18 protein-coding genes are annotated in these 19,568 nt (G+C 49.0%); 14 read left to right on the top strand and 4 right to left on the bottom strand.

Going from position 1 to position 19,568, the window contains the following annotated elements; translation table 11 throughout:
* Positions 1-2: 2 nt before the first annotated feature.
* Entirely contained in the window at positions 3-1,133 is a 1,131-nt protein-coding gene (locus ABEW73_RS24115; protein ID WP_430161585.1) for a virulence factor, read from the bottom strand.
* A 731-nt stretch (positions 1,134-1,864) separates the two neighbouring features.
* On the opposite strand from ABEW73_RS24115, the gene ABEW73_RS24120 reads away from it, so the two are divergent.
* From ABEW73_RS24120 to ABEW73_RS24140, 5 genes are all read left to right on the top strand, one after another.
* On the top strand, positions 1,865-3,217 hold the full coding sequence (locus tag ABEW73_RS24120) for a cytochrome ubiquinol oxidase subunit I (RefSeq protein WP_430161583.1): 1,353 nt from the start codon (positions 1,865-1,867) through the stop codon (positions 3,215-3,217).
* Complete coding sequence (locus ABEW73_RS24125; RefSeq protein WP_430161581.1) at positions 3,214-4,245, top strand: cytochrome d ubiquinol oxidase subunit II; 1,032 nt, start codon at positions 3,214-3,216, stop codon at positions 4,243-4,245. The genes ABEW73_RS24120 and ABEW73_RS24125 overlap by 4 nt, the downstream gene beginning before the upstream one ends.
* Before the next feature lie 5 nt (positions 4,246-4,250).
* Positions 4,251-4,352, top strand: a complete 102-nt coding sequence (cydS, locus tag ABEW73_RS24130) for a cytochrome bd oxidase small subunit CydS (protein ID WP_015737491.1) — start codon at positions 4,251-4,253, stop codon at positions 4,350-4,352.
* A gap of 127 nt (positions 4,353-4,479) precedes the next feature.
* Positions 4,480-5,511: an MBL fold metallo-hydrolase gene (locus ABEW73_RS24135; protein ID WP_430161579.1), complete on the top strand. Its 1,032-nt coding sequence runs from the start codon at positions 4,480-4,482 to the stop codon at positions 5,509-5,511.
* 280 nt (positions 5,512-5,791) lie between these two features.
* Positions 5,792-7,417: an ABC-F family ATP-binding cassette domain-containing protein gene (locus tag ABEW73_RS24140; protein WP_430161577.1), complete on the top strand. Its 1,626-nt coding sequence runs from the start codon at positions 5,792-5,794 to the stop codon at positions 7,415-7,417.
* Between the two features lie 126 nt (positions 7,418-7,543).
* Here the strand turns inward: ABEW73_RS24140 and ABEW73_RS24145 are convergent, their stop codons facing one another.
* Positions 7,544-7,735 carry a hypothetical protein gene (locus tag ABEW73_RS24145; protein WP_076325415.1) on the bottom strand — a complete coding sequence of 64 codons (192 nt, stop codon included), beginning with the start codon at positions 7,733-7,735 and terminating at the stop codon, positions 7,544-7,546.
* A gap of 226 nt (positions 7,736-7,961) precedes the next feature.
* Here ABEW73_RS24145 and ABEW73_RS24150 point away from each other — a divergent pair, with 226 nt between their 5' ends.
* Positions 7,962-8,837: a cation diffusion facilitator family transporter gene (locus ABEW73_RS24150; RefSeq protein ID WP_430161575.1), complete on the top strand. Its 876-nt coding sequence runs from the start codon at positions 7,962-7,964 to the stop codon at positions 8,835-8,837.
* A gap of 109 nt (positions 8,838-8,946) precedes the next feature.
* Here ABEW73_RS24150 and ABEW73_RS24155 read toward each other — a convergent pair whose 3' ends face one another.
* Positions 8,947-9,312: a hypothetical protein gene (locus ABEW73_RS24155; protein WP_430161573.1), complete on the bottom strand. Its 366-nt coding sequence runs from the start codon at positions 9,310-9,312 to the stop codon at positions 8,947-8,949.
* A gap of 203 nt (positions 9,313-9,515) precedes the next feature.
* Here ABEW73_RS24155 and ABEW73_RS24160 point away from each other — a divergent pair, with 203 nt between their 5' ends.
* The 3 genes from ABEW73_RS24160 (at position 9,516) to ABEW73_RS24170 (ending at position 12,352) form a co-directional block, all read left to right on the top strand.
* Entirely contained in the window at positions 9,516-10,094 is a 579-nt protein-coding gene (locus tag ABEW73_RS24160; RefSeq protein WP_430161571.1) for a hypothetical protein, read from the top strand.
* A 250-nt stretch (positions 10,095-10,344) separates the two neighbouring features.
* Positions 10,345-10,794 (top strand): MarR family transcriptional regulator, encoded by a 450-nt coding sequence (locus ABEW73_RS24165; RefSeq protein ID WP_076325419.1) that lies wholly within the window; start codon positions 10,345-10,347, stop codon positions 10,792-10,794.
* Between the two features lie 52 nt (positions 10,795-10,846).
* On the top strand, positions 10,847-12,352 hold the full coding sequence (locus ABEW73_RS24170; RefSeq protein ID WP_430161569.1) for a DHA2 family efflux MFS transporter permease subunit: 1,506 nt from the start codon (positions 10,847-10,849) through the stop codon (positions 12,350-12,352).
* Between the two features lie 128 nt (positions 12,353-12,480).
* Here ABEW73_RS24170 and ABEW73_RS24175 read toward each other — a convergent pair whose 3' ends face one another.
* A complete protein-coding gene (locus tag ABEW73_RS24175; RefSeq protein ID WP_006212708.1) occupies positions 12,481-12,645 on the bottom strand; it encodes a DUF1328 domain-containing protein in 165 nt (54 codons plus the stop codon).
* A 275-nt stretch (positions 12,646-12,920) separates the two neighbouring features.
* On the opposite strand from ABEW73_RS24175, the gene ABEW73_RS24180 reads away from it, so the two are divergent.
* The 5 genes from ABEW73_RS24180 (at position 12,921) to ABEW73_RS24200 (ending at position 19,550) form a co-directional block, all read left to right on the top strand.
* Entirely contained in the window at positions 12,921-13,442 is a 522-nt protein-coding gene (locus tag ABEW73_RS24180; RefSeq protein ID WP_430161567.1) for a DUF948 domain-containing protein, read from the top strand.
* Between the two features lie 57 nt (positions 13,443-13,499).
* Entirely contained in the window at positions 13,500-14,033 is a 534-nt protein-coding gene (locus ABEW73_RS24185; protein ID WP_430161565.1) for a hypothetical protein, read from the top strand.
* Between the two features lie 87 nt (positions 14,034-14,120).
* Positions 14,121-14,465, top strand: coding sequence for a general stress protein (locus ABEW73_RS24190; protein WP_430161563.1), 345 nt, complete (start codon positions 14,121-14,123; stop codon positions 14,463-14,465).
* A 253-nt stretch (positions 14,466-14,718) separates the two neighbouring features.
* On the top strand, positions 14,719-15,894 hold the full coding sequence (locus ABEW73_RS24195) for a PP2C family protein-serine/threonine phosphatase (protein WP_430161562.1): 1,176 nt from the start codon (positions 14,719-14,721) through the stop codon (positions 15,892-15,894).
* Entirely contained in the window at positions 15,891-19,550 is a 3,660-nt protein-coding gene (locus ABEW73_RS24200; protein WP_430161560.1) for a response regulator, read from the top strand. Before ABEW73_RS24195 ends, ABEW73_RS24200 begins: the two co-directional genes overlap by 4 nt.
* The last annotated feature ends 18 nt before the right edge of the window (positions 19,551-19,568 follow it).

The following is a 19,568-nucleotide window of genomic DNA, read 5'->3' on the forward strand; positions in this document are numbered from 1 at the left end:
GATTACGATTGATTCCGTTTGGCCATTTGCTGCCAGACGGTTCCGGCAGCTTCTTCGCCGGATTCGATGCGTTCCAGTGCCATACGTGCCTGCAGACTAACCTCGAATTCCGGATCGTTGGCAGCTTCCTCCAGGGCGGAACGGGCTTCCTCGGTACCTACTTCATACAGGAAACGGGCCGCACGCCAGCGTACGATTTTGCTGCTGTCTTTGAGCGATTCGATCATGACCGGGGTAGCGGCAGCATCGCCGATATCGGATAACGTATCCCCTGCGGTACGACGAACGGCCGGTGTTTCGTCGCGCATGGCTTCATATAGGAGCTCCATCGCTTCAGGGGTGCGAAGATCGCCCAAGTAGACGACGACCAGCCGGCGGATCTGCATCTTCGGATCCCGAAGCGCTTGACGGAGAAGCGGAATATGCTTCTCGGATGGCTCCAGTGCATCCAGCGCGGCATAACGGACGCGCCAGTCCTCATTCTGCAGCGCGGCTACGGTTTCCTCGTCAGTCAGCTTCCGGCGCTGCTCGACGAAATCCTCGTCGCTGGCACCGTGGGCAATCGCCTGGGCAACGACCTTATCGAGGCGCTCCTGAGGGAAGGCAGCTTCAAGCTCCTGCTCTACGTCACGGGCGATGTCAGCAAGCTGGCCGTAGCGCACGCCGTACTCCTTGAGTTTGCGCTCTTTGATGAGCGTCGTGGTTCCCACCGCGGCTACCGCTTTGGCGAAGCGCTCCGACAGACCGATGCGTTCTTCCTGATTCCCGCTTTTGACACGAATTTGCATCGGGATATTCCGGAAATACTGCACGAATACTTGAGCCTCTCCAAAAGCGATATCATCGGCACCTTCTTGGAGTCCGGCCGCAAGGCCCTCCTGACCGAATATTTCCTGAACGGCGCCCAGAATGGAAGGCCAATCGGCGTTGCCTTTACGGTCGAGCGCAATGAAATCAAGGGTATGAAAGACGCTCTTTACGCCCGGGATATGGAGCAGCTGCCTGATCCAGGGGGGAGCCGACCGTTCGTTGTCCAGTGTATATGTTCTGCGAATCCCGGACTCCAGCGTTTCGTCAAGGTGAAGCATCATGGAGTTCGGGCTCGGGGTTGGTTCAATAAATGTAATTTTCATGGTATGATCTCGCCTCCTTATCCTCTTATTGTACCTCTTTTCCATGCAGGAAAAAACATCATGGCAAGGATTCAAACAAAATAAGCAGACTTTGGATAAAAAGAGGAAAGGTTTGTAAAACTGATAAGGATTAGATGTATGCCATTTGTGTTTCAAGAGAATGACGTGTGGAAGGGCCGAGCCCTTGAAGAAGGGATGAAATACTTAAAGTGCGTGTTCAAAAAGGTCGATTTTCAGCACCGAAGCTAATGCTTCCGATGTGCGTTTTTTCAAAACGCTTCAGTTGGATGAAGATAGGGACGTCAGGAGCAGAGCGTACGCTTTGGGTACTTGAGCACCTGAAATGTTTCCGCAGGAAACATGCTTCGGAAGCTTCTACTAAGGCCCGGCTGAATTCAAGATTCGATGCCGAGTTGCTTCCTGATTCGCTTCGTGTTAGATATAGAATTTATGAGTTATCAGTGGAACTGATGAAATTCTATATCGCAAGAAAACCTACCTATGCATCGCGGTCGCTCATCCTTGAAGTGGCCTCGATAGAGGTTTTCTTATCAAAAGCGGACTTTTTGAACAACCTCTAAGGGAGGCTAGGCTGACGGATGCACAGGAAACAGGAGCGAAAGCTTGCGATTCTATGCTTTATTGTTGCGGCCATTATGCTATACGGCGCCGTGAAAGGGTATCTGCGCTATATGAAATATTTTGGATAAAGAAACCGAGGAGTGAACCTGATGTCTTCACTGGACCCCGTACTGATGAGCCGGATCCTGACCGGTTTGACCCTGTTTGTACATATAGTTCTGGCAACCATCGGCGTTGGGATTCCGATTATGCTGGCTCTGGCGGAATGGAGAGGGATTCGGACAGGGGACAACCATTATACGTTGCTCGCCAGGCGCTGGGCGCGGGGTTTCGTAATTACGGTGGCCGTCGGCGTTGTGACAGGTACCGCCATTGGTTTGCAGCTTAGCTTGTTATGGCCCACCTTTATGCGTGTAGCCGGTAAAGCTATTGCACTGCCGCTGTTTATGGAAACCTTTGCTTTTTTTGTGGAGGCGATCTTTCTTGGCATTTATCTCTATACATGGGATCGATTCAAAAATAAATGGACCCATTTGCTGCTGCTTATTCCCGTGGCGATTGGCTCCTCCGCGTCAGCGTTCTTTATCACGAGTATGAATGCTTTTATGAATCAGCCCCAGGGCTTCGAGCTGGTGGATGGGGTATTTACGAATGTGAATCCGTTCGTGGCCATGTTCAACCCGGCAACGCCGACCAAGGTGAGCCATGTGCTGGCGTCAGCGTATACGACCAGTGCGGCTGCGCTGGCCAGTATAGCCGCTTTCAGTTTATTGCGGGGAAGCAGGCACATCTACTTTAAGAAAGCGTTGAAGCTTACGGTTGTGTCTACTTTTGTTTTTGCCGTGGCCACCGTGATGATCGGAGATTTCTCCGGCAAATTTCTGGCTAAATATCAGCCCGAGAAGCTGGCGGCGGCCGAGTGGCATTTTGAGACGATGACACAAGCCCCGCTCATTTACGGCGGCTTTCTGGATGAGAATAACGAGATTAAGTATGCATTGAAGATTCCCTATGCGCTAAGCATACTAGCGGGAAACAGTCCCAGCACGGAGGTCGTTGGCCTGAATGAATTTCCGGAGAATGAGAGGCCGCCGATGTCAGTGCATTATTTTTTCGATTTGAAGGTGACCAGCGGCGCCGTTATCGTTCTGATTCCGCTCCTGTATATGTTCCGCAAGAAACTTCCTGGCAAAAGGCCTTATCCAAAATGGCTGCTGCTCAGTATATTGGTTTTGGGGCCATTATCGATGTCAGCCATATGGCTGGGCTGGTTCCTTGCTGAGATCGGAAGGCAGCCATGGATCGTGCGGGGATACATGAAGGTATCGGATGCGGCAACGACTTCATCAAGCGTCGGCTGGATGCTGGTGCTGTTTATTATCCTGTATCTGGTGCTATCCGTATCCGCGATCCGCGTGCTGAGCCAATTGTTCCGAAATAAAAGCGCCGAAGAGGAAATCCGGCTGTTGGGACTCGAAATCGAAGGGGGAGACCGCAAATGAGCTATGCAATGGTAGCAATAACCGTGCTGTGGACATTTCTGTTTGGCTATTTGCTGGTAGCCTCGATTGATTTCGGTGCCGGATTTTTCAGCTATTACAGCGTGCTCACCGGACACGAGAACAAGATCCACAACATCATCCAGCGATATTTATCTCCCGTCTGGGAAGTGACCAACGTATTCCTGATCTTTTTTGTGGTCGGACTTGTCGGATTCTTCCCGGATGCAGCGTACTATTATGGCACCGCGCTGCTTGTGCCGGGCAGCTTGGCCCTTGTGCTGCTGGCGATCCGCGGCGTTTACTATGCCTATCACACGTATGGCAGCCAGACTGGGAACAATATCGTGTATATGGGGCTCTACGGGGCAACGGGGCTTCTCATCCCGGCCGCGTTGTCGACGATATTGGCCATCTCGGAAGGTGGGATTATCTACATGGACAACGGGAAGGTTGAGCTTGATTGGTATACGTTCTTCACGAATCCGTACACGTGGTCGGTCATCCTGCTAGCGCTTGTGAGCGTTCTGTACATCTCGGCGATGTTCCTGTCCTATTACGCGCAGCGTGCGGGGGATGAGGTAGCGTTCGGCGTGGTCCGGGGTTATGCGCTGGGGTGGAGCGGACCGACGATCCTGGCTTCGGTTTTCGCGTTTTTCCAGATCAACCATCAGAATCCGGTGCACTTTGGGCAGATGCTGGATATCGCATGGATGTTTATCGCGTCGTTTATCTGCTTTGTCATTGCGGTGTACCTCGTATGGAAACGAATTCGGCTCGGCATCGCTTTTATCATGGTCATGCTCCAATTTGCCTTTGCCTGGTATGGGTATGGACGCTCTCATCTGCCGTATATTCTCTATGAATACATTCATATTCAAGAGAGTATTACCAACGATACGATGGCGATCGCTTTGATTACCGCATTTATCCTGGGGTTCTGCGTATTGGTTCCTTCCCTGGTCCTGCTGATGCGATTGTTTCTGTTCGATGCGAACTACATTCGCGGCAAATCCGCGAAGAAGGGGTGAGGCAAGTGGAGGACTTCGGCATTTTCATAGCACCGCTGCTCACCGTACTGGCTGCTGTAGCCTTTATGGCGATCTACGTCGTCAAGTATAAAGATCCATCGGATTGATTCTGATCCAAGGCAAATACGGGTTGTTTGGACACGAATCATTCGGTTTAAAAAGAACAACAAACGCAAAGTTGAGCGAAGAGGTCAATACGGGTTAAAATACAGGGTAATGGAAGGAGGAGGCTGCATGCCAAAAATTCGCTATAACAATATCGATAACGTCAGCACCGATAAAACACTTAAACAATTCAAGCAGTGGCGCGACGAACGTCGTCAGAAGAAGAAGGATTACTCCTACTGCATTCCAAACCTGACGCCGGATCTTCAGTATTTGCATAGCAACCGGCACGAAACCTCCGTTACCTGGATCGGGCACGCTACGTTCTTCATCCAATATGAAGGCTTGAACATCGTGACTGATCCCGTATGGGCGCGGAGAATGGGGTTTAATAAGCGCCTTGGAGAACCTGGACTTCCCATTCATGAGATCCCCCCGATTGATGTCATTTTAATCTCGCATTCCCATTATGACCATATGCATGTTGCCTCGATCCGTAGGCTGTACCGTGCGGACACCACGATCATTGTACCGGTTGGTCTGCGTCGCAAAATGATCAACAAAGGCTTTCGCCGCGTAATCGAGCTGCAGTGGTGGGAATCCGCAACCATCAAGGGCGTGAAGTTCTCCTTCGTGCCGACACAGCATTGGACTCGGCGTACGCCATTTGACACGAATACATCCCATTGGGGAGGATTCGTGATGGAGCCCGTGCTGCAGGATGCGAAGAGGGATTCGGGTTCTTCCGATAAATCGCCATGCGATAACGAACCTGTCGCTGAGGACGGCACCCGCCTGCTTCCGCCGAATTTGTATTTTGCCGGAGACAGCGGCTATTTCGAGGGCTTTAAGCTGATCGGAGAACGCTTCAACATTCACCTTGCTTTGATGCCGATCGGGGCATATGAGCCGGAATGGTTCATGACGTCACAGCACGTTAATCCGGAAGAGGCGCTGCAGGCGTTCCAGGATGTGAAGGCCGAGACGATGATCCCGATGCATTATGGCACCTTCAAGCTGGCTGACGATACGGCCAGAGAAGCGCTTGACCGGATGGAAGCGGAACGGGAAAGGCTGGGGATCGCCAAGGAGCGAATTCGCGTATTAAAGTACGGGGAGACCTTCAAGGTTCAGCCTGAGCGGAGAAGCGTGACATCGTAACCGAAACGTACAAGCGATTCTACTCACCATACACCATAGACTGCCCAAAAGAGGTCCGAAAGGTTTTTTTATAATCTTTCGGGCCCATTTTCAGTTGTCTTTTTCTATTAAACTAGAAAAGTAGCCTTTGATCGTGGGCGTCCTGTGCACTTGAGAAAAAGGCACACGCAGGAGGTTATATTTGTTTAAAACCGTTTTATATCGTTCAGAAGCTTCGATAACCGTCGTACTTATGCTATAATGTGCTGAAACCAATAGTGATAAAGGATGGTAATGCTTAATGATCAGTACAAGCGGCGTAACGCTCCGCTATGGCAAACGAGCACTATTTGAAGATGTCAATATAAAATTCACCCCGGGCAACTGCTATGGCCTCATCGGCGCCAACGGGGCGGGTAAGTCTACATTTCTGAAAATCCTCTCCGGTGAGATTGAAGCGAACCAAGGCGAGGTTCATATGACACCGAATGAACGGATGGCGGTTCTGAAGCAGAACCACTATGAATACGACCAGTATCCAGTCCTGGAGACGGTTATTATGGGTCATGCCCGGCTGTATAACATCATGAAAGAGAAGGATGCACTGTATGCGAAATCCGATTTCTCTGAAGCAGACGGCATGCGTGCGGGTGAGCTGGAAGGCGAATTCGCAGAGCTGAACGGATGGGATGCAGAGCCGGATGCGGCAGCGCTCCTGATCGGTCTCGGCATTCCACGTGAGCTGCACGATAAGAAAATGTCGGAGCTGAGCGGTAATGAGAAGGTACGCGTTCTCTTGGCGCAAGCATTGTTTGGCCGTCCGCATAACCTGCTGCTGGATGAGCCTACCAACCACTTGGACCTGGAATCGATTCAGTGGCTCGAGAACTTCCTTATGGATTATGAAGGCACCGTTATCGTGGTATCCCATGATCGTCACTTCCTGAACAAGGTGTGTACGCATATTGCGGATATCGACTTCGGTAAAATCCAGCTGTATGTCGGCAACTATGACTTCTGGTATGAATCCAGTAAGCTGGCGCTTGAACTTCAGCGGGATGCCAACAAGAAGAAGGAAGAGAAGATCAAGGAATTGCAGGCATTTATTCAACGCTTCTCGGCGAATGCTTCCAAATCGAAGCAGGCGACTTCCCGTAAGAAACAGCTCGACAAAATTACGTTGGAGGATCTTCGTCCTTCGAACCGTAAATATCCGTTTCTTCATTTCAAGCCTGAACGCGAGGCGGGCAAGCAGCTGCTTACGGTTGATGGCATCACCAAATCGATGGATGGGGAAAAGGTTCTGGATAATGTCAGCTTTGTTGTAAACAAAGGCGACAAAATCGCATTTGTTGGACCGAACGGTATGCCGAAAACGACGCTGTTCCAAGTCATTACAGGAGAAACCGAAGCGGATGCTGGCGAATACAGCTGGGGGGTAACAACTACCCAGGCGTATTTCCCGAAAGACAACTCTGCTTATTTTGACGGTGTTGATATCAACCTTGTGGAATGGCTGCGCCAATATTCCAAGGATCAAGATGAGACATTCTTGCGCGGATTCCTTGGCCGCATGCTGTTCTCGGGTGAGGAAGCGCTGAAGAAAGCAAGCGTATTGTCCGGGGGCGAGAAGGTTCGCTGTATGCTCGCCAAAATGATGCTGAACGGCGCGAACGTGCTTATCTTCGATGAGCCGACGAACCACTTGGATCTCGAATCCATTACGGCACTCAACAATGGTCTGATCGATTTCGACGGAACGATTCTGTTCACCTCGCATGACCATCAGTTCATTCAGACGATTGCCAACCGAATTATCGAGATTACGCCAAACGGCATCATCGATCGCAGCATGAGTTATGATGAGTATCTTGAGAGTGAAGAGATCAAGGGACTTCGCGAAAGCATGTACCCGGTTGAAGCTTAAGAAATAGGATACGACGGCGGAAGATGATGGCGCGAGCTTTCATCTGGCACGATCCATTAAAAAAATGCTGCACCTTCCAAGGATGGGAGGTGCAGCATTTTTTGCGTTATGTACGGACGGGCTCTTCTACGAACCGCCGGTACGACGACGCTGGTTGTTTGGTTTTTTATTGTTTTGGCTTTTCATTTTTTGCGCTGAACCAGCCTGGAATTGTCCGGGCTTGTTCGCGGATGAGTTTTGCTGTTTCTTTTGTTCCAGCTTTTGCCGGATTGCATCAGCCAAATTCACTTTACGTGACTCATTGTTATTCTCGGGCATAGTATCACCCTCCTCTTTGTGTTCGCTTGTCCTCATTTTATTCGTTTTTAAATCGCCCGGCAAGGGTAACAATGATTAATACCATTTTCTACGCTCCTGGTTCTTTGACCGAAAGCAATTATGTTTCTCTAGACCCACACGAATGACCTTTGCTAGGATTAAATATGGATAATGATGGATATCGCTTGAAGCCTGCAAAAGAGCAAGCAAAGGAGAGACGTGTGAAGTGAATAATGCATATGATAACATCAAACAAGGGGAACGCGGAGCTTGGATCAGTATTGCCGCCTACCTCGTGTTGTCATCGTTTAAAATATTCTGTGGATACTTATTTGCATCCAGTGCTTTGCTTGCCGACGGTTTCAACAACCTGACGGATATTGTGGCATCACTCGCCGTATTGATCGGACTGCGAATTTCCCAGAAACCGCCGGATTCCAATCATGCGTACGGGCATTTAAGGGCGGAGACGATTGCGGCTCTGGTTGCTTCATTTATTATGGCGGTTGTTGGTATCCAAGTGCTGGTTGAAGCCGTTCGTTCATTTTTTGAAGGTGCTAAGGAAATACCGAATTTATGGTCTGCCGGCGTGGCCGGCATCTGTGCCGTTGCCATGCTTGGCGTATACCGGTACAATCGGAACCTCGCACGGCGCATCGATAACCAGGCACTCATGGCAGCGGCCAAGGATAATTTATCGGATGCACTTGTCAGTGTGGGGGCAGCTATTGGTATTATCGGCGCTCAATTCGGCCTGCCCTGGCTGGATACCGTGGCGGCGGTAGGGGTTGGTGTCATTATTTGCAAAACGGCTTGGGAAATATTCAGAGATTGCACTTATAGTCTAACGGACGGATTTGATGAAAACCGTTTGTCGGACTTGCGCAGTACGATTGCCCGTACGCCCGGTGTCGAGGGGATTAAGGACATGAAGGCCCGAATTCACGGCAATCATGTGCTGGTGGATGTTGTCATCGAGGTGGACCCGGATATCAGTGTTCTGGAGGGTCATCAGATCAGTGACCGTATCGAAGAACAGATGGAGAAGATTCACAATATTATGAGTGTCCACATTCATGTAGAGCCTAAGGGATCGTCCTAGGGTCCTACCGAAGAGGTACGCATACAAATGGCAGGCCAAGATCATCTTGACCTGCCATTTAACCTGCTAGGATACATGAAGGATCATGAAGTCCGGCAGTCATACACGATTACGCTACATAAATCCAAGCTTTACCGAGCCATGTATAAACTTCAACCCATTCCCCGCCAAGCACGACACCCGTTCGATTACCGGTTGTGTCGATTTTTTGCGAAGCCAAGGCACCAAGCTTTTCGCCGTTTGGAGCGTTATAGAAGTAGGTTCTTTCCGCAATCTCGATCATAGGTGTAGGCACCAGCACGACTTCTTCCGGTTTGATAATAGCCTCTGTCGTCGAGATTGGAGCCGGTCCTGAAGTTTCAGATACCGTCCCTGAAGTTTCAGGTACCGTCCCGTTAATCGGGTCTGCGCTTGCTACGGCGGTCAGGGACAGGGTGAGTGCTAGGGCTGCAGTAATGCTTAGTGTTTTTTTCATGGAATAATTCCTCCTTGGGACCGAAGTATGATTTTGACACATTATTTTAACACATTATCGTAATAACCACGATTTGGATGTTTTGAACCAAGAAAGTTGGGTACATTTCTCAAATCGTGACAAGTTTCATGGATTCCTATATACTTTGGAGATGGGAAAAGCCTTGTTACTGCAGGAATATCCTATGGGAGGAGGGACTTTGAATGGTACGTCGAAAAAAAAGAGCCGGACGTTTCCTGCTGGGTATATTTGTCCTTCTGCTTGTGATTATCGGTGCGTTGGTCTGGTTTGTTTATCCTACGCAATCGCTGGACATGCAATACCGTTCCATTGATTTTAAGGACAAGTTGATGACCATGGTATCAAATCGGGATACCCGCATGCTACTGAGCACAGAAGAAGTCGGGGAACTCAGCAAGAAGAACATGGTCAAATATATGAGCACCCATGACCTGGGCGTAGATATTACAGGCGCCGATTTCATGATGAATGGCACCACAATGACAGCCCGTATGAACGGGCAGTGGGGGATCCTTCCCTTTGGCGCTGTGCTGCGCTTTCAAATGTCGGCCGAGGGAAGCCATCTTCACCTGACACATGAATCAACGACGATTCGGGGAGCCCAGATCCCTTTGAATATGTTCCGACTGGACCCGATTCAAATTTCGCTCAAGGACTATTTACCGGATCTCGTAACTGTAAAAAATGTGAAGTTTCTGTCCGACGGCTTGGAATTGAACTTCACCATGGATTGGATGTCCATTCCGTCACTATTTAAGTAAAGCAAGGGAATCGGCTAAAGACTCAGACAAGGGAAGAATGTCTGGGTCTTTTTTGTGTTTTTCAATAGATGTCATTATTTTCAGAAAAAAACTATGAAAAAAATACATATGTAAACATTGACACTATAATCATCCGCCACTATAATCAGTAAATGTTTAGAATTAAATGTTTTAGTACTAAAGTATATAGGCGAAGTAGGCTGTCTCTGTTGAAGGAGTGCTGGGCTTTTTAAAGGAGTGTAAAAAATACATGTCCATGCGGAATGAAATTCTGGAGTTGGAGATGCTATTTAAGAAAATGGTTCGGACTGTGCATCATGAATGGCAGAAGGAGGGATTTCCTAAACTAGGAAGAACCCAGTATACCGCCTTGGAGATGCTTCATGAACAGGGAGCTTTGAGATTGTCGGATTTGGCTGATTCCATTCATGTGACATGCGGAGCGGTTACAGGCATATCCGATAAATTAATCGAAGGTGGGTTCGCACGCCGAATAAGGGATACAGCCGACCGAAGAGTCATCCATCTGGAGATTACGCCGCTTGGGCGGGAACTGATCGAACAGCTGGCCAATAAACGTGCTGAGTTGAGCGATTTGTTATACGGTTTTCTAACGGACGAAGAGGTTAAGCAGTTGAGTGTCCTATACCGCAAAATTTTGACGAATGTTGAGCACATCCAAGGTCAGATGTCCACATAGAACTAACATGCTATATGTATGATTTTACTTAGAAAGAGAGTGAAGGCTGCACATGAGTACCCATACCGTTGCTCGCCCCGGCGAGCCTGTTAAGAAAGGCCCTATCATTGCTGCACTTATGATTGGCGCTTTCGTCGCCATTCTTAACCAGACATTGATGAATGTTGCTCTGCCGAGCATCATGGAAAATTTGAGCATTAAACCGACAATAGCCCAGTGGCTGACCACAGGCTTTATGCTGGTGAACGGGGTCTTGATCCCCGTTACCGCTTATCTGATCGCGCGTTTCTCGACAAGGCAGCTGTTCATCAGTGCGATGACGCTGTTTACGATCGGCACCTTGCTGTGTGCAATCAGCCCCAATTTTGCGTTCCTGCTTACCGGACGCCTCGTACAGGCTGCAGGTGCAGGTATTTTGATGCCGCTTATGACCGTTGTATTTCTGAATATTTTCCCTATTGAGAATCGCGGCAAGGCGATGGGGATGATGGGGATCGCCATGATATTTGCTCCTGCTATCGGACCTACGCTTTCAGGATATATTGTGGAGCACTATGATTGGCGTGTGCTGTTCTACATGATCCTGCCTTTCTCGATCATTGCTACGTTAATCGGGGTTTTCTTCCTGAAAAATGTTACCGAGGTCAGCCGGCCGAAGCTGGACATGATCGCGATCATTTTGTCCACCTTGGGCTTTGGCGGTTTGCTGTACGGCTTCAGTGATGCCGGGAATGACGGTTGGTCCAGCACGCCGGTTGTCACGACCCTGGTGGTCGGCGCGATTGCCCTCATCCTGTTTGTATGGCGGGAGATGAAGGCCGACAACCCAATGCTGGAATTCCGGATATTCAAATACAACATGTTTACGTTGACGACCCTTATTAATGTCATTGTCACGATGGCGATGTATGCCGGCATGATCCTGCTGCCCATTTATCTGCAGCAGATTCGTGGATTCACGCCAGTGGAATCAGGGCTTCTCATGCTTCCCGGCGCTATTCTGATGGGGATCATGTCACCGATTACGGGAGCGATCTTCGATAAGGTTGGCGCAAGATGGCTGGCTGTTATCGGTCTGGCGATTACAGTCCTTACGACGTGGGAGTTCAGTAATTTGACCGAAACCATGTCTTACAGCCAGATCATGATCCTCTATACGGCCCGCATGTTCGGTATGTCGATGCTCATGATGCCGATCCAGACTGCCGGATTAAATCAGCTGCCGCGGAGCTTGAACGCCCACGGTACGGCCATGTCGAATACACTCCGCATGGTTTCCGGCTCGATCGGAACTGCGATTCTTGTTACCGTCATGTCCACCCAGGCCGAGAGCAAAGGGGAAGCTTTGATGCAATCGGGACTATTTGATCCGAAGAATCAGGCCGACCTGCTCAAGCTAGGGAACGAAGCAACCATTTACGGCATTAATTATGCCTTTGTTATTGCCACATGGATCAGCGTCGCTTCCTTGATCTTGGCTTTCTTTATTAAGAAGACGAGACCGGCGGAAGAGCCGAAGATCTCAGGAAATCAGGAGGTTGCAGGAACGAACGTATAACCCGATCCGATTTTTACGCAGCGCATAACACATAAAAAGGGTGTCCAATCCGTTTATCCAACGGAGGACACCCTTTTTTCCATTTCCTATGTGTATATTCAATGCATGGGCTTTAGTATGTGACGGTGTCACATACTTCGTCTGCGTCCGGTGAAGAGAGAGATCACAAACAGGACAACGAAGATGAAGAACAGCACCTTCGCGATACTGGCTGCAGCCTCAACGATGCCGAAGAAGCCAAAGATCCCTGCAATCAGTGCAACAACTAGAAAAATTACGGACCATTTTAACATCCTATTCACCCTGCTTTCTTTATCGATTTTATTGGATATAGCAAGCAGTCTCATGAGGCTCCAAGAAGTGGCATATACCCAATTTAAAGCTTGGTAGGGAGCTATCGGCCATTGCCACAGCGCCCTTCGTAGTGTTCTTTAACCGGGGCGGCAGGGGATGAAACAAGCTGTAGAACAATGGCATGAATGGCAGGAGTCCCTTTGTTTCGTGAGTTGGGGGATAGGGTAACTATTGCGTATCCGAAACCAACATACTTGAAAGTGAGGGACAACGTATGCTAACCCAAATCAGTGTTGCCATTATTGCCGTGGCATTTGCGGTTCTGGTTTTCTTTTTAATCAAGACATTAAAGGCTGCGACACAATCGCTCGAAAAGGTAACGGAAACACTTCAGGATGTCCAAAAGACGGTGGACGAATTGACTTATGAAGTGAAGCAGACCATTCGAAATACGAACGATATTACGGTGGATGTTCAGCATAAGATGAGACAGATCGATCCGGTACTGGATACCGTCAAGAATCTGGGAGAAGCTTTAAGCGAAGTCACCTATGCGGTGAAGCAGGTATCCTCCGGCATGGTCAGCCGCTTTAAGCAATCCCGGATGGAGCAGAAGAAAGAGCAGCCTGCCCAAACGGAAGTGCCTTTGACGGCCCAGGATCGTACATTCCAGTCCTATGATGCGGTATACCAGCATACGGAAGCAGAAGAAAAGTCACGCGGCCGGAATTGGTTAGCCTACGTGGATACAGCGGTTGGTCTGTGGAACAGCTTTCGTCGTCAAAAAGCCAGATAAATGTAAAAAAGCCAAGCCCGGGTATAGCTCTGCAAGCTGAAGAAAGGAGGAGGTCGCATGTGGAATGTCGCACTGTTGATGGTAGGGCTTTTGATTTACTCCGGAGGTGGAGGTGTTGTGGCAGAGCCGCAACCTTCTGCCGGGATGTCGCCACCGCCTATTATTCATGCCGCATCGGATGTTGGACAAGCACAAACCAGCGACAACTCTACGGAGAGCTATGGAACTTTAAACGGGATTTCGTTAACGGATAATAAGCGCGATGTCATTCGCAAGCTGGGAGCACCGGTTCGAATTGAGCATGAGGAGCTGACCGGAATGACCAAGCTGGATTACAAAGATTTGGAGGTTGGGGTCCGCAACGGCTACACGGAATATGTTCATGTGAAGCCCTCTGCCGTATCCTTTCAGGTTGAAGATCAGCGTATAGGTATGACAACCAATGACATTCGGGCATCTCTGGGTAAGCCGTATTTTAAAGCGGAGGACGGGGATGTGTACCTTGAGAACCATCATGCGCTTAAGGTGTTTATTGACCGGAACTCCGGTGAAATTACAGGAATTGATTTATTTTTCGATTATAGCGAGTAAATTTGTTTCAACCTTAAGAAATCAGGTTAATAACAAATGGACTACAACCTAAACTGAGGTTTTACACTATTAGGGGAGGTTTTCACAATGGAATTTACCAATACGAAGTCATATGCCAAAGTCGTTGAGAACGGTACACAAGCGGTTCAGGAGGTTCAGAACCTGCGCCAGGCCGGTTACGATCACGATCGGATTTATGTGTTGGCTCATGATTCGGACAAGACAAGCCGAATCGTGGATGCATCCGATGCCAACAACGTCGGCATCAAGGAAGAAGGCGTGTTTGACGCCTTTGCGAATTTATTCCGGTCCCGCGGCGATGAGCTCCGCGCCAAAATCGTATCGCTTGGCTTCACGGAGGCCGAGGCTGGATTCTATGAGAAACAGCTGGATCTAGGCAAGGTACTCGTCATCGCTAAAAAAGATGAATGATATAGCATCGAAAGCTCAGCTTATGAGAGCATCAAATAGTAGGCGTTATAGGACTTAAAACATAGATAAGGAATGAGACCTCGGACGTCTCATTCCTTATCTATGTTTTAAAAGAATGTTCCATAAACCTTATAAAGGTGGAAGATTCAAGATACAGAGCCTTTTTCTATGGCAATTGATCAGAAAGTTATTATAGTATAATAGTAGGAAAAGGATTTCTATCGCATAATCCGTAACGTTAAGGGAGAGGGCAATGAGAATATTAATCGTAGATGACAATCCGACTAACGTCATTATTATTCGAGAAATCTTAAAGAAGGAAAACTATCAGAATACTATATCTGCATCTTCAGCCCTGGAAATGCTGGAACATCTGGGGATTGGCGATCGCAGCCGTGAGCTGTATCCCCGGAGAGCGGATATCGATCTGATTCTGCTCGATATGATGATGCCCGAGATGGATGGAATTGAAGCTTGCCGTATTGTACAGCAATATGAGCATTTGAAAGATATACCGATCATTATGGTTACTGCCGTCGGGGATTCCAAGAAGCTGGCGGAAGCGCTGGATGCCGGTGCCGTCGATTATGTGACGAAGCCGATCAACAAGGTGGAGCTTATGGCACGGATTCGCCTGGCGCTCCGGTTGAAGCATGAGAAAGACTGGCATATTGAGAGGGAACAGCGGGTCCAAGCTGAATTGAAGCTTGCGGCCATGGTTCAGAATGCCGTTTTGAGCTCACCAATTGAAGATGATCAATTTGAGATTCATGCGTTATACCAGCCCTCGGCAGAGCTTGCGGGGGATTTGTATGCATGGTACCCGCTTGGCGAAGGCCGTTATGGCGTGATTCTGCTGGATATGATGGGACACGGGATTACTTCGTCCCTATTTTGCATGTTCATCGCTTCGGTTCTGAAGGACACGGTGACAACTTATGTTGAACCGGAGAAGGTGGTTCAGGAATTGAACCGCAGGTTCAATCAGTTAAACCTCGGCGAACAGCTGATACAGTACTATTTTACAGCGATCTATCTTGTTGTAGACACCCGTTTGAAGCGGGTGGACTATGTCAACGCAGGCCATCCCCCGGCTCTTTTCTTTCAGGAAAGCGGGGATGTGATGACCCTGGATCAAGGCTGCTGCCCAGTGGGGTTATTCGACCGGATTGAAGACATGGAGCCAAGAAGCTTTCAGTATGAAGGCGAAGGACACTTGGTCATGTATACGGATGGCCTGCTCGAGCTGGTAGAGGGTGGTCATGACGAGAAGCTGGATTATCTGAAGGAACATTTGGGCGGCCCTCATCATTGGAGAGAAGATGAAATGAAGGAGCAATATTTTGTGGATGATCCATCGCAGGAGCGAGAGGACGATAAATGCCTGGTTTGGATATCTCTTAAAAAAGGAGAGGAAACCAATCAATGAAGCTTAGGAGCAAGTTAGTCATTGGTTTTACGACTTTACTGGCGCTCATGCTGGTTCTGACCTTGATTGGTTATGACCGAATCACTTATATGAACGACCAGATGGATCAGGTCTATCAGGAGCGCTATCAAAAGGTACGATACTCCAGCGCAATGCGCGGAGAGGTCAACGATATGGCGCGTGAGCTTACGAATATGATACTGAGTAATGACCAGTCCACGTACGCTGTGTCCGAACAGGAACTGGAAACGATGACAACACAAACTCAGGCGTATTTTAAAGCGATCAAGGAAAGTGCAAATACCGCCGAAGAGCAGCAATTGTTAGTCCGGATTGATCGTGCGGTGAATCAATATATCGTTTATCAAAACAAGACATTGGAACTATTGGCAAAGAGCAATGCAACAGAGGCCAATCTGCTACGCAGCTCGACTGGACAAGCTGTCCAGGAAGAGATGCTGACGAGTTTGAACGAGCTTAGCAGTTATGAGAACCAGAAGATCAATGATGAAATAACAGCAGCAAAAGCGGCATATGACCGCTCTGTCCAAATGTTCATCTATATCATGGCTGGCGGATTGTTAATCGGAATGCTGGTCATTCTATGGATTCTCCCAAGCATTACCCGGGGCATCAACGTGGTCTCCATGATGCTGAAGAGCTTCGGCGAAGGCAGGTTGAAGGCGATCCGTCGCATTAAAGTTACGTCCAAGGATGAGTTTGGCGATGTGGCTCGGGTATTTAAAGACCTGTCGGAAGACATTATCGAGAAGCAGCGTATCGAGGAAACCTATCTCCAGGCGCAGCGTGATCAGTCCTGGCTGAACTCGAACATGGCCAGAGTCACGGAGCTGCTGGAGGGGATCAATTCCTTGGAGGAAGTCGGTCAGCGGTTCATCAGCGAATTCACTCCGATTTTGGGTGCTCATTATGGAGCTATCTATATCCGTCAAGAAGACAAACATCCGAATAAGTTGGAGATGAAAGGTTCCTACGCCCACGAAGGCGGCGAAGAGCCGAAGATTTCCTTCATGATCGGGGAAGGGCTTGTAGGTCAAGTCGCGTTCGACAAGAAACCGATCGTACTGAAAAGCGCGCCGGAGGATTACATGAAGGTGGAATCCGCATGGGGATCATCGAAGCCGGTATCCGTCATGATCTATCCGATTCTGTTTGAAAATGAAGTGTTGGGTGTTATGGAGTTGGCAGCCTTTGAGGAAACAACCTCACTACAGCAGCAGCTAATATCTCAGCTGAGTCAATCTCTTGGCATCATTCTGAACAATATTACAGGCCGTCTGCGGGTGGAGCAGCTGCTGCGCGAATCGCAGGCCATGACCGAGGAACTGCAGGTTCAATCGGAAGAGCTGCAGACCCAGCAGGAAGAGCTTCGCCGCACCAACGAAAACCTGGAGGAGCAAACCAATGCCCTCAAGCGTTCCGAGGACTTGCTGCAGCGCCAGCAGGAAGAGCTGGAGCATTACAATACCGAGCTTGTTACCAAGACGCGTGCGCTTGAGGAACAGGTGCAGGAAGTGGAAGAGAAGAACGATGAAATCGAGAAGGCAAGAATGCAGCTTGAGCAGCAAGCGAAGCAGCTTTCGATTACAACCAAATATAAGTCCGAGTTCATGGCCAATATGTCTCACGAGCTGCGGACCCCGCTTAACAGTCTGCTGATATTATCACAGCTGTTGTCGGAGAATAAGGATGGAAATCTGAGCAATAAACAGATTGAATATGCACAGACCATATACATGTCGGGCTCCGATCTGCTCAAAATGATTGATGAGATCCTAGATCTGTCCAAAGTGGATGCAGGGAAAATGGAGATCAACTATGAGGATGTTCAGCTTCCGGATATTGAAGCCTTTGTGGAGCAGAATTTTGCCGCCGTGGCATCACGCAAGCATATTGACCTGGGTGTGCATATTAGTGAAGATATTCCGCAGAGCATTGTTACGGACAGCCATCGCGTGAAGCAAATTCTTCGTAATCTGTTGTCGAATGCCTTCAAGTTTACCAATAGTGGCTCTGTCGAGCTGCACGTGGAGAAGGCCGACAAGGAGAAACTTCCACTTTACCTGAATGCCGAAGCTGATTATGTGGCCTTTGCTGTCAGAGATACCGGAATCGGTATCCCGGCTGACAAAACGGATCTGATCTTTGAAGCCTTCCAGCAGGTAGACGGCACAACCAGCCGTAAGTACGGGGGAACCGGGCTTGGTTTATCCATCAGCCGCGAGCTTTCCCGTCTGCTGGGCGGGGGTATTCTGGTTGAATCAGAAGAAGGCAAGGGAAGCTGCTTCACACTCTTCCTGCCAGCTAGTCATCCGGATTTGTTAGAAGGCACACAGGAAGCAGCTGCAGCAGTTGAGGCACCACCGGAAAGTAATCTGATCGTACCAAAAGCGAAGATGATGACGAAAGAGGTTCAGCCATCCGTTCAGGTGGACGACGATCGCAATCAGCTCGGACCGACAGATAAAGTGTTGCTTATCATTGAGGATGACGTGAAGTTTGCCAAAATCCTTCTGGATATGGCCAGAGGACGCGGCTTCAAGGCTTTGGTTGCCTTGCAGGGGGATATCGGTCTGGAGATGGCCAAGTCGTACAAGCCGGATGCCATCATCCTGGATATCCAGCTTCCGGTTATTGACGGCTGGTCTGTCATGGGCGAGCTGAAGAGCTCAGCGGTTACACGCCACATTCCAGTGCATGTCATTTCGGTCGTGGATGAAGTGAAACAAGGATTAATGATGGGAGCGATCGCTTACTTGAAGAAGCCGTCATCCAGAGAAGCGCTGGAAGACGCATTTACGCATATCGAATCCTATGCGGAAAAATCGATGAAGCATCTGCTTATTGTCGAGGATGACGACATTCAGCGAAATTCCATTATTGAATTGATTGGTCATGACGATGTATCGATTACGGCGGCATCGACAGGCGCCGAAGCGCTCAGTGAGCTGCGCAAACAGCGCTATGATTGTATGGTGCTTGATCTGATGCTGACAGACATGACGGGCTTTGAGCTGCTAGACCAGATCCGCGATGACGAGAACCTGGTGGATCTGCCGATCATTATTTATACAGGCAAGGACCTTGATTCGAAGGAAGAGATGCAGCTTCGCAAATATGCGGAGTCAATTATCATTAAAGACGTAAAATCGCCAGAGCGGCTTTTGGATGAAACGACGCTGTTCCTCCATCGGGTCGAGGCTGATTTGCCGGAAGATAAGCGTAAAATCCTGCAGAAGCTGCACAACAAGGAAGAGCTGTTTGAAGGTAAGAAGATTCTGCTAGTGGACGATGATATCCGCAACGTGTTTGCTCTCTCCAGCGTGCTGGAGGGATACCATATGGAAGTTATCTTCGCTGAGAACGGTCGGGAAGCAATCGAGCTGCTTCAGGATCATCCTGATTTTGATCTGGTGTTAATGGATATGATGATGCCGGAGATGGACGGTTATGAGGCGATGCGACGTTTACGCGAAATGCCGGAATTCGAGAAACTGCCGATTATTGCCCTGACAGCCAAAGCCATGAAAGAGGATCGCGCGAAATGTATTGAAGCGGGAGCATCCGATTATATGAAGAAGCCGATACAAACGGAGCAACTTCTTTCGCTTATGAGGGTTTGGTTGTATTCGTAAGCCGATTTTGTGGGTAAA

Source organism: Paenibacillus lautus, from assembly GCF_050482385.1.
GTDB classification, from domain to species: Bacteria; Bacillota; Bacilli; order Paenibacillales; family Paenibacillaceae; genus Paenibacillus_AQ; species Paenibacillus_AQ lautus_B.

Coding starts and splice junctions, on each gene's coding strand:
- ABEW73_RS24180 (WP_430161567.1), top strand. CDS start 12,921: ATGCTAACCCAAATCAGTGTTGCCATTATTGCCGTGGCATTTGCGGTT.
- ABEW73_RS24135 (WP_430161579.1), top strand. CDS start 4,480: ATGCCAAAAATTCGCTATAACAATATCGATAACGTCAGCACCGATAAA.
- ABEW73_RS24175 (WP_006212708.1), bottom strand. CDS start 12,645: ATGTTAAAATGGTCCGTAATTTTTCTAGTTGTTGCACTGATTGCAGGG.
- ABEW73_RS24200 (WP_430161560.1), top strand. CDS start 15,891: ATGAAGCTTAGGAGCAAGTTAGTCATTGGTTTTACGACTTTACTGGCG.
- ABEW73_RS24155 (WP_430161573.1), bottom strand. CDS start 9,312: ATGAAAAAAACACTAAGCATTACTGCAGCCCTAGCACTCACCCTGTCC.
- ABEW73_RS24165 (WP_076325419.1), top strand. CDS start 10,345: ATGTCCATGCGGAATGAAATTCTGGAGTTGGAGATGCTATTTAAGAAA.
- ABEW73_RS24190 (WP_430161563.1), top strand. CDS start 14,121: ATGGAATTTACCAATACGAAGTCATATGCCAAAGTCGTTGAGAACGGT.
- ABEW73_RS24145 (WP_076325415.1), bottom strand. CDS start 7,735: ATGCCCGAGAATAACAATGAGTCACGTAAAGTGAATTTGGCTGATGCA.
- ABEW73_RS24185 (WP_430161565.1), top strand. CDS start 13,500: ATGTGGAATGTCGCACTGTTGATGGTAGGGCTTTTGATTTACTCCGGA.
- ABEW73_RS24160 (WP_430161571.1), top strand. CDS start 9,516: ATGGTACGTCGAAAAAAAAGAGCCGGACGTTTCCTGCTGGGTATATTT.
- ABEW73_RS24120 (WP_430161583.1), top strand. CDS start 1,865: ATGTCTTCACTGGACCCCGTACTGATGAGCCGGATCCTGACCGGTTTG.
- ABEW73_RS24140 (WP_430161577.1), top strand. CDS start 5,792: ATGATCAGTACAAGCGGCGTAACGCTCCGCTATGGCAAACGAGCACTA.
- ABEW73_RS24170 (WP_430161569.1), top strand. CDS start 10,847: ATGAGTACCCATACCGTTGCTCGCCCCGGCGAGCCTGTTAAGAAAGGC.
- ABEW73_RS24115 (WP_430161585.1), bottom strand. CDS start 1,133: ATGAAAATTACATTTATTGAACCAACCCCGAGCCCGAACTCCATGATG.
- ABEW73_RS24195 (WP_430161562.1), top strand. CDS start 14,719: ATGAGAATATTAATCGTAGATGACAATCCGACTAACGTCATTATTATT.
- ABEW73_RS24125 (WP_430161581.1), top strand. CDS start 3,214: ATGAGCTATGCAATGGTAGCAATAACCGTGCTGTGGACATTTCTGTTT.